Below are 12,919 nucleotides of genomic sequence, written 5' to 3'. Positions count from 1 at the left end.
AGTGCGACATCCTGCATCGCTCTGGCGCCGGTCATTCACGCCTGCGCCGAGATGTATGGCAACAAGCTAGACGGATTCGTCGCGCCCGCAGATCGGGACAATGCGGCCCATGCGCTGGCTAACCGTATTGCCAATGCGGTGACCACGCTGGGTCTGCCCGACAAGATCGGCGCCTTTGGCCTGAGCAAGGACAACCTGCCCGAAGTTTCGCGCCTGCTGCGCGAGAACTATCCCAACGAGGTGGCCGATCTGGGCGAGAACGCGCATGAAAAACTGGATGCGCTGTTGGGTGCGATCTGGGAATGATGGCAACGCTTGATCGCGCAACTTCCGTCGCGCAAACCCTGCAGCGCCTGCGTGAGAAAGAGGTCGATGCCGTTGAATTGACCCGCGACGCGTTAGAGCGTGCAAAGCGTTGCAAATCGGACATCAATGCCTTTTCGAAGCTTGATACCGAACGGGCGCTGACGGCTGCTGCCGAAAGTGATCGGCGCTACCGCGAGGGGCGGCCGCGTCTGCTGGAAGGGGTGCCGATCGCGGTCAAGGACATGATCGACACGGCCGGATGCGAGACGCGCTATGGCTCGCAAGCCTTTGTCGGCAACATCCCCACCCGGGATGCGCGGGTTGTCGAAATCCTGCGTCAATCCGGGGCAATCATACTGGGCAAGACCACCACTCATGAATTTGCCTGGGGTGTCACCACAGCCAGCGAGGCTTTTGGTGACACCAAGAATCCCGTTGATCCCTCGCGCGTTCCGGGCGGGTCAAGCGGCGGCATGGCCGCGGCCATCGCCTATGGCGCGGTCAGCGCCGGATTAGGAACCGATACGGGCGGCTCGGTCCGCATTCCGGCTGCCCTGTGCGGTACGGTCGGGTTCAAGCCGACTTACGGACGGTTATCCTCGCAAGGGGTTTTTCCGCTGTCGAAATCTCTGGATCACCCGGGCATACTGGGCGCGACCGTGGCCGATATCGAGGCCCTGGCCGCCGCCTTCGGAATCGTGCGCGGCAAGCTGGATGGCAAGCTGCGGATCGGCGTGATCGAGGCATTGCCGCCGGTGCCGACGGACAAAACCGTACAGGCCAGCTTTATCGACGCCACGACCAAGCTGGGCTCTCTGGGCCGGCTAGAGGCGATCACGGACACATCGATCTTTGAAGGGCTGTTCGACGCGTTTGCCGACACCGTTCTGATCGAAGCGGGTGTTCATCACAGCGCGCTGCACGATCAGGAATTCATCAAGGAAACCTATCTGCGCGAAACTTCGTCACGCGTGGCGCTGGCGCAGTCGAAATCGGTCTCGGACCTGACCGCTGCGCGGGTTCGGACATGGGAATTCCAATCCGAACTCGAATTGCTGTTCGAAGATTATGACTTCCTCATGATGCCGACATGCCCCTGCGTGGCACCGCCCCGTGGGGTCAATGAAATCCAGATCGACGACTGGACCGGATCGGAACGGCAGGCTTTGATGGCCTATACCTCGCCCTTCAATCTGGCAGGTGTCCCGGCAATCTCGATTCCCATCGGGGGGTCGCAAGCTGAGCGCGGGCTGCCAACAGGGCTGCAGATCATTGCCCCGTCGGGCGATGACGAGGCGCTGCTTGCCCTTTCCCGAGCGGTGGAACGCTGCGTTTCAACCTAGAAGAGTTTCCCTGATTCTGCCCGGATCGGGAAAACATGCATTTAACATTACAAATTGTTAAATTTGTCTAAACTCTGTGGACCCGGGCCAGTACAGCCTGTACCGGCAAGCGTCGATGTTTTGCCTGTAGAAACGGCAAAACAGGGTAAAAACCCCACTTTTGCGGAGGAAAGAACCAGTTGGTTATACGGCAGGGCAGCCATTTCATTATCAATCATCTGTCATGCTGGGTAATCTCTCAATTCAGATACAGGTCAAGTTTTCGCCGACCGATACCAAGGGAGACCCGTTTGGCGAAAACTCTGTGCTGGATCATCCCGACGCGCCCGGGCGGATGATAAGGGGCGCGCCACCCGATGACGCCAGCACAGTCTTCAAACTTCCCTGCCGGTTGACCTCGGAGGGATCGAGCCGGGCACACGAACACAGCCAAACGTACTGCCCAATCCATACCAAGGGAGAAAGAGCAATATGTCGATGATGAAACACCTTCTGTCCTCATTCGCCGTTGTGGGCGCAATGACGATGGCCCCGCTGGCGGCTTCGGCAGAAGAGATCACCATGAACGCGGTTTCGATGACCCCAAAAACCCATGCTCTGTCGCATGGTTTCAAGATGTTCATCGACGAGATCAACGAGGAATTCGAAGGCGAATTCCAGATCAACTGGCGCGGTGGTCCCGAAGTCATTCAGATGTTCGGTCAGGCCGAGGCGGCCCGCAATGGCGCCATCGATATCGCCTTTACCGATCCCAGCTTCTATGCCGGTCTGGTCCCCGAGGCGAAGACCCGTTATTTCACCAATTCCACCTATGATGCGGTGAATGCATCGGGTTTCATCGACAAGATTCAGGAACTGCATGACGGCAGCGGCCTGTTTTACATCGGCACCATCCCGGCCTCGGACGTCAAATTCCATTTCTATCTGCGCGAGCCGATTGAATCCATTGATGATCTGAAGGGCCTGCGCATTCGTGCCTTCCCGACGGTTCAACCAGCTGTCGAGGCTATGGGCGCATCGCCTCTGGTGCTGCCGATGGGTGAAATCTATACCGCGATGGAGCGTGGCGCGATCGACGGTTTCGTATTTGGCACCATCGGTGCAGGCGAACAGTTCAAGGGCGTTGTCCAGCAGGTTGTGACGCCGGGCTTTTTCCAAGGTGGATTTAATGCCGTGGTCAACCAGGACGCCTGGAATGAGATTCCAGAAGATCTGCAGAACCGGATCGTGACCTTCGTCCGCGATGATCTGGCCCCGCGCATCGACGCCAGCTGGGACGAAACCATTTCCGGCGCTTTCCAGGAAATGGAATCGGCGGGTTATCAGTTCTACGACATGCCCGAGGCGGAACAGGCGAAATATCTCGAACTGATCTCGGACGCGGGTTGGCAAAGCGTTGGTGACAAAATCGATCCTGCGGTCTCCGCGGAATTGCGTAAGATGCTCACTGAATAAGTCTTTGAAATAGCCAATCGAAGGGTCGGGTGGCAACGCCCGGCCCTTTGTTCAGACAGGACCCTGCAATGCCGGAATTATACGAACGAAGCTGTCGGATACTAAGCCGAATAAACCTGATCTTGGCCATTCTGGGGGCATGTGTCCTGGCCGTCGTGGCGCTGATTATCTTTTTTGAGGTCGTGTCGCGCACCTTTCTGGGGGTTTCGCGCCTGTGGGTGATCGAGGTTGCCGAATACGCGCTGGTGTATCTGACCTTCCTGGGTGCGCCTTACTTGCTGGAAAAGAACCAGCATGTGGCCATTGACCTGATCTACGACTCAGTTCGTCCAAAAGCCCGCAGAATCCTGGCGATTTTCAACTCGCTTCTGGGTGGGTTGCTGTGTCTGGCGCTGGCATATGCCGGGCTGCTGGTCGTCCTGGACCAGTTTGCAACCGGTGTGCGCGAGGCCTCGGTCATGGCGCCGCAGAAATTCTGGATTTCCATAGTCTTCGCGCCGGTCATGCTGCTGCTGGCCTTGCAGTTCATCGACAAGCTCTGCCGCGCCGCCACCCAATCGAAGGAGTTCTGAAGATGGAATGGTATTGGGTTATTGCCTGCGTGGTCGGGTCGCTTCTGTTCCTTATGATGCTGGGCCTTCCGGTCGCGTTCTCCTTTCTGGCGGTCAACCTCGTCGGTGCGTATTTCCTGTTCGGCGGCTTTAACGGGGTCGAGCAACTGGTCGTCAACATCATCGACTCGCTCTCGACCTTCACGCTGGTTCCCGTCGCTCTGTTCATGATCATGGGCGAGGCGATGTTCCAGTCCAAGATCGCCATCGACCTGATGGACACAATCGACAAGTGGTTCGGCAAGCTGAAGGGCCGACTGGCCTTCATGGCTGTTGGCGGTGGTGTGCTGTTTTCCACGCTGACCGGCAACTCGATGGGTTCGATTGCGTTGCTGGGGTCGTCGCTGGTGCCAGAGATGGAAAAGCGCGGCTATAAAAAGCCGATGTCGCTGGGGCCGATTCTGGGTTCCGCGGGTCTGGCGATCATGATCCCGCCCAGCTCGCTGGCGGTGGTTCTGGGCGTGGTTGCGGAATTGTCGATCGGCAAGATCCTGATCGCGATCATCCTGCCGGGCCTACTGATGGCTGTTCTTTACACAGCTTACATTCTGATCCGCTGCACCATTGAGCCCGATGTCGCGCCGTCCTTTGACGTGCCGCCGGTGCCGCTGTCCGAGAAACTGTCCGCCACGGCGATCAACATCGTGCCGCTGGGTGTCATCATCTTCTCGGTTGTTGGTGTGATCTTCATGGGCATCGCCACGCCCAGCGAGGCCGCAGCCACTGGCGCGGTCGCCACCCTGCTGCTGGCCGCCGCCAAACGGCGGCTAAGCTGGGACGCCCTCAGCAAGACGATGTTCGGCAGTGCCAATATCTCGGTCATGCTGTTGATTATCGTCTCGGGTGCTGTGGCCTTTACTCAGATCCTGGCCTTCACCGGCGCGACCGAAGGCATGGTCCAGACCATCATCAACCTGCCGCTTGGCCCCGGACCTGTGGTTCTGGTCATGATCGCGACGGTCATCTTCCTGGGCATGTTCATGGGACCGCTGCCGATCATGCTGGTGACATTGCCGATTTTCGTGCCGGTGGTCATTCAGTTCGGCTATGATCCGATCTGGTTTGCGGCCATGTATCTGGTCGCGATCGAGACCGGCTCGACCTCTCCGCCATTGGGGGGTGCGCTGTTCGTGATGAAGGCGGTGGCCCCGCGTGGCACCACGATGAATGACATCTACAAGGCCGCGATGCCGTTTATCATCTGCGATGTGCTGGCAATTGCGATCCTGTATCTGTTCCCGCAGATTGTGACCTGGCCGGTTCAGGTGATGTTCTGACCGACCTGCAGAAACCCGATGAAAGGTGGCGACAATCAAATCGCCACCTTTTCTTTATGCGCTACAGCCCTTGCCCGGATGCGGGCTGCCATCTGCGCCACAGTACTGGTTTTTGTCAAATTCACCGCAGCAAGCTAAGCTGACGCGTGTGGCAAGACCGCGATAAAGGAGTTCGCCCGTGAAACCCATTCGGCTTCGTTTGAAGGTGCGTCAGATTCAGGTCGTTCTTGCCATCGCGGATATGGGCAACCTGCTGCGCGCGGCCGAGAAGCTGAATATCACACAACCCGCGATCTCCAAGGCCCTGACGGTTATCGAAGAAGACATTGGCGAACGCCTGTTCGACCGCACCCCCTATGGCGCCCGTCCGACCCCCGCAGGTGAGGTCGTCATTCGCCATGGCCGAAACGTGCTGGCCGATATCCAGCGGATGCAGGACGATCTAGAGGCCACTTTGCGTGGCGATGTGGGCACGCTGCGCCTTGGGGTGTTTTCCCTGATCTCGGATTGGGAGGCTATCAGCGACGCTATCATTCAGGCCCGCACCAAGGCCCCGGGGCTGACTTTGATGATCGACACCGGAAAGATGGAGGATCTGGTCGAAAAGCTGGATGCGGGGCAACTGGATGTCATTGTCGGGCGGTATCCTTATACTGCCCAGCAGGATCACCACTCGGTCAAGGGCATTACCCGCGACCGCATCGTGGTGGTGGTGCGCAACGGGCACCCTTTGTTGGAAGAGCCCGAAGAGCTGACCTTCGAACACCTGCTGGATTACCCTTGGGTATTGCCGCCCAAAGACAATTACGTGCGCCTGCAGCTTGAGCTTGAAGTGTCAGAGATCGGGCTGAAACTGGCGGAAACCTCGGTGATTTCCTTGTCGGTGCCCATCAATACCGGCCTTGTCCTGCGCACCGATTCCATCATGATGATGCCGGAATGCGTGGCCCGCACTCTGGAACGCAATCGCGGGCTTCGCATTCTGCCCTTTGATCTGCCTTTGTCGGTAGGGCCGCTGGTGGCCATTTGGCGGTCAGAACGGGTGGTCGATCAGCTTCGCGATATCTTTGTCGAGGAATTGGACCAAATCGTCGCCAGCGAAAAAGGCGGCAATGGTTTGGGAAATGAAAATACCTGAGAAACCGAAAATCAAACAAAAATGCCCAAGCCTCGGCATTTGACGATTTTGGAAATCAGGCATCCCGATTACATGAATTTACTTGCCATCCAGTTATGCAGATCGGCTGTGATTTCATTATGCAGGCGGGTGATCTCCTTTTAATCTGACAGCAAGGAAACGGGTCGAAACCTGCGATGATCCAATCGGATCAGATCGCGGCGTGACGACACAGCGATACCCCTGAATGACAGACCTGATGTGTCTGTGGCTGAACCAGCCGAAAACCGCGAAGGAAAAGACAGTGAAAGAAATCCAAGTTGGGAACAACACCCTGCAATATCAGGAAGCCGGTTCCGGTGACATGACGCTGCTTCTGATGACCGGATGGTGTCAGGACGACCGGCTGTACCGCCATGTCATTCCGCTGCTGGCTGAAAACTATCACGTTCTTCAGGTGAACTACCGTGGCCACCGCGAAGGTCTGGCCTATGACGGAGATTTCGGTGCCGACGAACTGATCGAGGATATGGCAGCGGTGCTGGATCAGAAGGGCATCAAACAGGCCGTTCCGATTTCCTGCTCGCATGGTGGCTGGGTCAATATCGCCCTGGCGCAGAAACTTGGGGTCGAGCGTATCCCGCGCTGCATCGTGACTGACTGGGCGATGAGCCCGCCGCAGGAATTCCATGACGGCATCAAGATGGGTCAGACCGACGAGCATTGGAGCGATGTTCGCAACCATCTCTACAAGATCTGGATTGGTGGTTCTGACTCTCAGGATGTGATCGATCACTGCTACAAGGAATTCGAAGAATACGGCAAAGAAATGTGGGTGCGGTCCTGCCGCGTGATCGAAGCGGTTCACAACGAATGGGACACCCCGCTGAAACGCATCATGGCGCTGGCTCCGTCGCGCCCCGTGGCCCACATCTTCTCGCAGCCCGCGACCGAGGAATATGAGGCGCTGCACAAGGACACCGCGGCGGCGAACCCCTGGTTTACCTATTACCGTCTGCAGCCCGGCGTGTCGCATTTCCCGACGCTGGAATCGCCGCAGGCTTATGCCGAGGCCGTCCGCGACTTCGTCGGCTGATCAAGAACTCCCCGTGGGTCGGGTCAACCTGACCCCATTTTGCCGTTGCCGAAATGCTATCGGCAACGGCCTTTTTTTACGCGCGAACAGGAGGTAACCCATGCGTCTGAAAAGCCTAGCTCTGGCCTGTACTTTGGCCGCCGCACCCGTATATGCGGCTGACATCACCGTGCCCGGCGGCACCTATGAACTGAAGCCCACACATTCGAGCCTGCACTGGAAGGTCAAGCATTTCGGGATCTCCAACTACTTCGCAGGCTTTACCGGCATCAGCGCCACGCTGGAGCTGGACGCCGCCGAGCCGACCAACAGCCAACTGACCGCCTCGGTCAAAACCGCTTCGGTCGATACCGGGTTCCCCTGGCCTGAAGAGGACAGCTGGGATGCCGAACTGGCAGGCCCGGACTGGTTCAACTCGGCCGAGTTCCCGACTGCCGATTTCAAGGCAACCAATCTGGAACTGACTGGCGACAATACCGGGCAGATGACAGGGGACATGACATTCATGGGTGTCACCAAGCCTGTGACGTTCGAGGTGGAACTTGTCGGACAACTGCCCGAGCGCAAGCACGCCGACGGTGCCGTGATCGGCTTTGCGGGGACCGCCCGTTTCAATCGCTCGGACTTTGGTCTTGATCAACTGATCCCCGTGGCCAGCGATGAGGTCATGCTGTTCATCAACGCCGAATTCCATCAGGTGGTGAGTGAATAAACAAAAATGGTGGGGCAGATTAATGCCCCACCTCGAACTGTGTCGGTTCTATCCGAATAAAAAAAGCGGGCCAATTGCCCGCTTTTTTCATACCATTGATTGGAGAGTTTTCATTATGGGCGTGTCGGCTTTTTCGAATTCCGCCATCGCCGTAAAATGATTGCATCCGGGCTGGGCGTATCGGGTTACCGAATTGCCAGCCTCTTCCAGCAAATCGGCGAAGTCTTCGGACTGCCGGTGGAACTCGGTCGATTCCGCCCCGCCATATGTCACATGCATGGGCGGCAGGCCCGAACGGACGTGGAAATGCGGGCTGTTGCGCATGACCTGAGCCATATCCAGTTGCAGCGCCGGTTGCAGGAAGCTGTAGGGGAAGGGGCGCAGATCAAACAACCCGCTGACCGGGATGCCGCCTGCGATACAGTCATTGGACAGGCCGTAATCCTCTTCCCAGTTGGTCATCAGGCACATCGCCGTCAGATGACCCCCTGCAGAGTGACCGGCCACAATGATCTTGCGGCGATCGAACTTCAGATTTTCGTTGCGGATCAGCCAGGCAATCGCAGCGCGTGATTGCCGGACAATCTCGTCCATCGTCACATTCGGACACAGCGTATAGTTGATGTTGGCCACGCTAAAGCCCGACGCCACCGGCCCAAGAGCCGCAAAGGCAAAGTCTTCACTGGCCAGCATACGCCAGTAGCCGCCGTGGAAGAAAACCATCAAAGGCGGGTTTTCCCCCTTGGCCGGATAGAAGTCGAGGTACTCTGACAGCGTCTCGCCATAGCGCAGTTTCATCTGCGGGTTCAGCGTCGACATCGCCTCTGCATTCTTCTCTTCGAAATGCTTGAGGTAGATCGAAAAATCCGGGACCGAGTTTTCGACGTCATATTGCACGTCAATCTCGGCCTGCGTGGTGAAGTTCCGATACAGTTTGGCCATTTCCCTCTCCTTCTACCCGTTGAACGCTGTTACCGCGCGAGCTGCGGGAACAGTTTCAGCGCACTGCCACGATGGATCAGCTCGATATCTTCGGGGCTGAGCTTGTCATTGGCAGCCAGATCCTTGACCGAGTGATCGGTCAGCCAGGCCGGGCCGAACGGATAGTCCGAGCCGAACAGGATGTGGTCGGTGTCGACAAGTTCCAGCATCGAGGACATCGCATAGGGCGCGGCCGAGAATGTGGTGTCGTAGTAGTAGTCTTTCAGGTAATCGACGACATCCCGTTCCAGATTGAACTTGTGGATCATATCCGCCGACTGCACCCGGAAGCTCAGGAAGGGCAGCGTGCCACCCCCGTGCGACAGGATGATCGGGATGCCCGGATGACGATCCAGCGTCCCCGACAGGATCATGTTCACCGCCGCGCGGGTGGTGTCGAACACGAACTCCATGATCCAGGGGTAATAGGGCAGGGGAAGGTCGTATTTCGGCAGTGCCGGATGCACAAAGGTCGGCAGCTTGCGGCGTGACAGTTCAGCAAAGAGCGGCTGGAAAATCTCATCGCCCAGATAGTGCCCCTTGTAGCTGGACAGCAGCACGACACCGTCGAGCTTGAGCGTGTCCAGAGCGTATTCAAGCTCGGCCAGGGATTCATCGATATGCGGCAGCGGCAGAACAGCAAAAGCCGCATAACGGCCGGGGTGATCCTGTTTTAGCTTCGCCAGGTATTCGTTGCATTCGCGCGCCAGCGCGATGGAAAAGTCTTTTGGCCCGATCGAAGCACCGGGATCTGTAAATGAAAGAATGGACGTGCCGATGCCACACTGGTTTTTGTACTCCAGCATGCGCTCGGGGGTCCATTGCAAATCAGGGTCCTGCGACAGGCTGCGACCACCAATTGTTGTCATGCCCTGTTCACCCAGTCGCGCGGTGTACCAGGAGGGCAGCAAATGGGTGTGAACGTCGATCAACCCAGAGGTGCCTTGCAGAATGTCATTGTTAGACAAGGGGTTCTCCTTTGGTGAAAGCGCGCAGGAGGAGATCCTGCGCGCAGAGTTGGTTGCCGTGATCAGAACTCAAGACCGTAGTACAGGAAGATACCTGTCTGGTTTCTACGAGCACCGTCCTGAACCGCCCGCTGGTGGGCCAGTTCTACATAGAGGCTGTCAGCAAAGGTTTTGCCGATGGAAACGCTGACGAAGTTGTTGTTTCCGTTGGCTATGCCGGTCACATCCGAGCTGTTGCGGATGCGCTGGTAACCGCCGCCCAGCGATGCTGCCCAGTCATCACCAAACAGGTAGGCTGCCGTGGCCATGATCGAATCCTGGTCAAAGGCGATACCGTCATCCAGCGAGTTGTCCAGGCTGACTGCTTCGGCATAGGCTTCGATTGCGTTGCCATTGGGCAGCGAGAACAGTTTGCTGGCGCCGATGGCGAAACCGGTTTCGGTTTCTTCCCCGGGCAGACCACCTTTCTGCGAGCGATAGGTGATGTTGTAGCGCGAGTCCTCGTAACCAAACGGATCGTCACCCTGCAGCCATACGTTGTAGGATTCCAGACCGCTGGTGTTGCTCAGCCCGCCATCTGCCCGATCGGCCAGTTGGATACCTTTGAAGAAGGTCTTTGCAAGGGCGGTGGTGTCCAGTCTGAACGCGCTGGCGCCAACGCTGTGCGATCCCCCGGCGGAATCCGAGAAATTGTAGGCACCACCGACACCCAGCCGTTCTACCAGTTCGTATCCGAAGAAGTATTCGGCACCGTACAGGAAGCTGATCGCGTCATCATAGCCGATGCCGAAGATCGGGTTGTATTTACCACCAAACAGCGTGAACGCGTCGGTCGCGTATTCGGCATACAGCTCTTCAAAGTAGAAGTCGTAGTCATCCGGGAAAATGCCGTCGCCATCGACGGGCGCGCCCAGCAGAACGCCGGTGACCGAGATGTTTTCGTTGAAGTAGTACCGGCCCGAGATGGTCGCCGAATACTCGTCTTCAACTTCGTCGTCGCTGGTATTGTTGTTGTTGAAGTATTCCAGCTCGACCTCAAGGGACCACGGCTTGTCGGGGTCATATCCTTCGACTTCTTCGCCGTCCGGAACGGAAAGATTGCGTTCAATGTCGGAGTCGAAGGGGAATTCACCCTCATCTGCGTCCTGAGCCCAACCGCTCACCGGCACCAGTATTGCCGCGCTCAGTGCAAGTAGTCCGCGCGTACTCAATTTCATGACCTGAGATCCTCCCTTGGTCTGTCCCTAGCGCACCATCCGTAAATTTTGACGAGCGAATTCGCAGGGCGCAGCCAAGCGCCCTTTCCCAATGACTTGCAGCGTCGCCACAAGCCCGTGAGGTTTGGAATGAATATTTGCCCGCAGAGTGTTCGTGCGTTTAGGAGACCTAACGTGACGCCTTTTGGAAAGATAATGAAATCATCAACATGCCGTATAACTGAACGTCATGTTTGACAGATTTCTTTTTATTTACAAAGTATTACTTGCGATTGGCTGGAAATGATTCAAAAGATACCGGCAAGAATGGCCGCGCTTTGAAAATGGTGCTGGGGTTGAAATGGACCCGGACCAAAGCCGGTGCCATCAATTAATTGGCGTAAACACCGCCCCTTTTCACCGCAATTTCAGAGTGGCATCAAAAAAGACAAATTGATTCCGATCATCTGACCTTTCAAGGGATAATTCGCGGACCAACGTTAAATTGGCGTTCCCGGCATGGGATGCCGGTTCAAAAGGAGATATGACCCAAGGTGCCGACCGTTTGGCCGGTCATTTCGGGTCTTTTCAGCTGCATCATGTCAAACGGGTTTGTTGTCGCCATTCGGGCTGCGTCGCTTATGGGAATGCCCACATTGTGAATCATTCGAGTCACGGCCCCGGCCAAGGTGATATGCGCGCCAGCCAGAGAGCCTTGTGCATTCACCAGCCTGCCATCCTGAACCCGGATGGTTTCGCCATACAAGTCAAATTGATCCGGCCCGCCAACCGTGGACATCGCATCCGAGACCAGGATCATCCGATGTGGCACCGGTCGGGCTCGGGTGGCCAATGCGATCATGTCGTCATCCACATGATGCCCGTCGGCAATGATCCCGCACCAGACCGCGCTGTTGATCGCAGCCCCGGTGATCATCGGCGCGCGTGAGGTCATCGGGGGCATGCCGTTGAACAGATGCGTAAAGCAGCGCAGCCCTTCGGACAGGGCGCGTCGGGTTTCCTCTGCGGTTGCTGCACTGTGACCCGCCGAGACGACAATGCCCATCGCGGTCAAGCGGGCGATCAGGCCCGGCTCGACGGTTTCCGGCGCAAGTGTCAGAAGCACGGGAACCTGCTCCTGCCGCAGTTGCTCTAGAACCGACATCGTTTTGTCGTCAAAGGGGCGAATGAAGGCCGGATCATGCGTGCCTTTGTGGGTCGGGTTGATATGCGGCCCCTCGATATGGATGCCCAGCACGCCGTTTTGGCCAAGCTCGGCGGCCACGGCCTGCGCGGCCTTCTCCATGATCTCAGGCCGGTCGGTGATCACCGTTGGCAAAAGATATGCGGTGCCGAGCGCATTGTGCGTCTGCGCAATCCGGCGGACGCCGTCGCGGGTGGGTGCGTTGTTCAACATGACACCGCCGCCGCCATTGACCTGAATATCGAACAGGCCCGGCGTGATCAGGGAGTTGAGGTGTTCGACCGACGTATCAGAGGGTATTGCGCTGATCGGAACAATCTCGACAACGATATCGTCCTCAATCGCAAGAACCGCGTGGTTCAGAAGCTTTTGACCATCGAACAGGGCTTTGGGGTGCAAATAGCGCATTGCGGCTCGCTTAGAAGAAATAGGGGCGGAGCGCCTGTTGGATCTGCGCGGCAACAAGCGCGTGGGCCCAATCCGGGCCGGTGGCCTGCACGATGATTTCGGGGGCAAAGCATTGTTCCAGAACGGGGGTCGGCGGACGATCCGGCCCCAGCGCGGTGAACAGTGCGGATACGGCCTGCTGGGCCTTGGCTTCGGGCCAATAGTACCGAATGCGGTCCGCATATCCGAAATGCCGTTGCAGGCGC

The 12,919-nt window shown here is 57.4% G+C and carries 13 protein-coding genes; 8 read left to right on the top strand and 5 right to left on the bottom strand.

Annotation, left to right across the window (positions count from 1 at the left end; genetic code table 11):
• The 8 genes from MPJ51_RS02365 to MPJ51_RS02330 form a co-directional block, all read left to right on the top strand.
• The coding region (locus tag MPJ51_RS02365) for a hypothetical protein (RefSeq protein WP_298381383.1) at window positions 1–306 on the top strand (306 nt) is incomplete at its 5' end.
• Window positions 306–1,649: an amidase gene (locus MPJ51_RS02360; protein ID WP_298381382.1), complete on the top strand. Its 1,344-nt coding sequence runs from the start codon at window positions 306–308 to the stop codon at window positions 1,647–1,649. The genes MPJ51_RS02365 and MPJ51_RS02360, both read left to right, overlap by 1 nt.
• A gap of 477 nt (window positions 1,650–2,126) precedes the next feature.
• Window positions 2,127–3,104: a TRAP transporter substrate-binding protein DctP gene (dctP, locus tag MPJ51_RS02355; RefSeq protein WP_298381381.1), complete on the top strand. Its 978-nt coding sequence runs from the start codon at window positions 2,127–2,129 to the stop codon at window positions 3,102–3,104.
• Window positions 3,105–3,172: 68 nt separating this feature from the next.
• The gene (locus MPJ51_RS02350) at window positions 3,173–3,676 is read left to right on the top strand and encodes a TRAP transporter small permease (protein WP_298381380.1); all 504 of its coding nucleotides are present in this window, start codon (window positions 3,173–3,175) and stop codon (window positions 3,674–3,676) included.
• A 2-nt stretch (window positions 3,677–3,678) separates the two neighbouring features.
• Window positions 3,679–4,992: a TRAP transporter large permease subunit gene (locus MPJ51_RS02345; protein WP_298381379.1), complete on the top strand. Its 1,314-nt coding sequence runs from the start codon at window positions 3,679–3,681 to the stop codon at window positions 4,990–4,992.
• A 178-nt stretch (window positions 4,993–5,170) separates the two neighbouring features.
• Window positions 5,171–6,130, top strand: a complete 960-nt coding sequence (locus tag MPJ51_RS02340; protein ID WP_298381378.1) for a LysR substrate-binding domain-containing protein — start codon at window positions 5,171–5,173, stop codon at window positions 6,128–6,130.
• 283 nt (window positions 6,131–6,413) lie between these two features.
• The gene (locus MPJ51_RS02335) at window positions 6,414–7,205 is read left to right on the top strand and encodes an alpha/beta hydrolase (protein ID WP_298381377.1); all 792 of its coding nucleotides are present in this window, start codon (window positions 6,414–6,416) and stop codon (window positions 7,203–7,205) included.
• Between the two features lie 100 nt (window positions 7,206–7,305).
• Window positions 7,306–7,917 (top strand): YceI family protein, encoded by a 612-nt coding sequence (locus tag MPJ51_RS02330; protein WP_298381376.1) that lies wholly within the window; start codon window positions 7,306–7,308, stop codon window positions 7,915–7,917.
• Between the two features lie 87 nt (window positions 7,918–8,004).
• Here the strand turns inward: MPJ51_RS02330 and MPJ51_RS02325 are convergent, their stop codons facing one another.
• The 5 genes from MPJ51_RS02325 to MPJ51_RS02305 all read right to left on the bottom strand — a co-directional run.
• Complete coding sequence (locus MPJ51_RS02325) at window positions 8,005–8,859, bottom strand: alpha/beta hydrolase (protein ID WP_298381375.1); 855 nt, start codon at window positions 8,857–8,859, stop codon at window positions 8,005–8,007.
• A 29-nt stretch (window positions 8,860–8,888) separates the two neighbouring features.
• Entirely contained in the window at window positions 8,889–9,866 is a 978-nt protein-coding gene (locus tag MPJ51_RS02320; RefSeq protein ID WP_298381374.1) for an amidohydrolase family protein, read from the bottom strand.
• Between the two features lie 62 nt (window positions 9,867–9,928).
• Complete coding sequence (locus MPJ51_RS02315; RefSeq protein ID WP_298381373.1) at window positions 9,929–11,083, bottom strand: hypothetical protein; 1,155 nt, start codon at window positions 11,081–11,083, stop codon at window positions 9,929–9,931.
• Between the two features lie 511 nt (window positions 11,084–11,594).
• The gene (nagA, locus tag MPJ51_RS02310; RefSeq protein WP_298381372.1) at window positions 11,595–12,674 is read right to left on the bottom strand and encodes an N-acetylglucosamine-6-phosphate deacetylase; all 1,080 of its coding nucleotides are present in this window, start codon (window positions 12,672–12,674) and stop codon (window positions 11,595–11,597) included.
• Between the two features lie 10 nt (window positions 12,675–12,684).
• The coding region (locus MPJ51_RS02305; RefSeq protein ID WP_298381371.1) for a class II D-tagatose-bisphosphate aldolase, non-catalytic subunit at window positions 12,685–12,919 on the bottom strand (235 nt) is incomplete at its 5' end.

The organism is Ruegeria sp., assembly GCF_028066395.1.
Taxonomy (GTDB): Bacteria; Pseudomonadota; Alphaproteobacteria; order Rhodobacterales; family Rhodobacteraceae; genus Ruegeria.
The sequence above is the reverse complement of the archived record's forward strand: the minus strand, read 5'-3'. Positions and strand labels throughout refer to the sequence as shown.

Excerpts from the sequence above, each read along its gene's own strand:
- nagA (WP_298381372.1), bottom strand. The coding sequence starts at position 12,674 with ATGCGCTATTTGCACCCCAAAGCCCTGTTCGATGGTCAAAAGCTTCTG.
- MPJ51_RS02330 (WP_298381376.1), top strand. The coding sequence starts at position 7,306 with ATGCGTCTGAAAAGCCTAGCTCTGGCCTGTACTTTGGCCGCCGCACCC.
- MPJ51_RS02360 (WP_298381382.1), top strand. The coding sequence starts at position 306 with ATGGCAACGCTTGATCGCGCAACTTCCGTCGCGCAAACCCTGCAGCGC.
- MPJ51_RS02325 (WP_298381375.1), bottom strand. The coding sequence starts at position 8,859 with ATGGCCAAACTGTATCGGAACTTCACCACGCAGGCCGAGATTGACGTG.
- MPJ51_RS02350 (WP_298381380.1), top strand. The coding sequence starts at position 3,173 with ATGCCGGAATTATACGAACGAAGCTGTCGGATACTAAGCCGAATAAAC.
- MPJ51_RS02345 (WP_298381379.1), top strand. The coding sequence starts at position 3,679 with ATGGAATGGTATTGGGTTATTGCCTGCGTGGTCGGGTCGCTTCTGTTC.
- MPJ51_RS02315 (WP_298381373.1), bottom strand. The coding sequence starts at position 11,083 with ATGAAATTGAGTACGCGCGGACTACTTGCACTGAGCGCGGCAATACTG.
- dctP (WP_298381381.1), top strand. The coding sequence starts at position 2,127 with ATGATGAAACACCTTCTGTCCTCATTCGCCGTTGTGGGCGCAATGACG.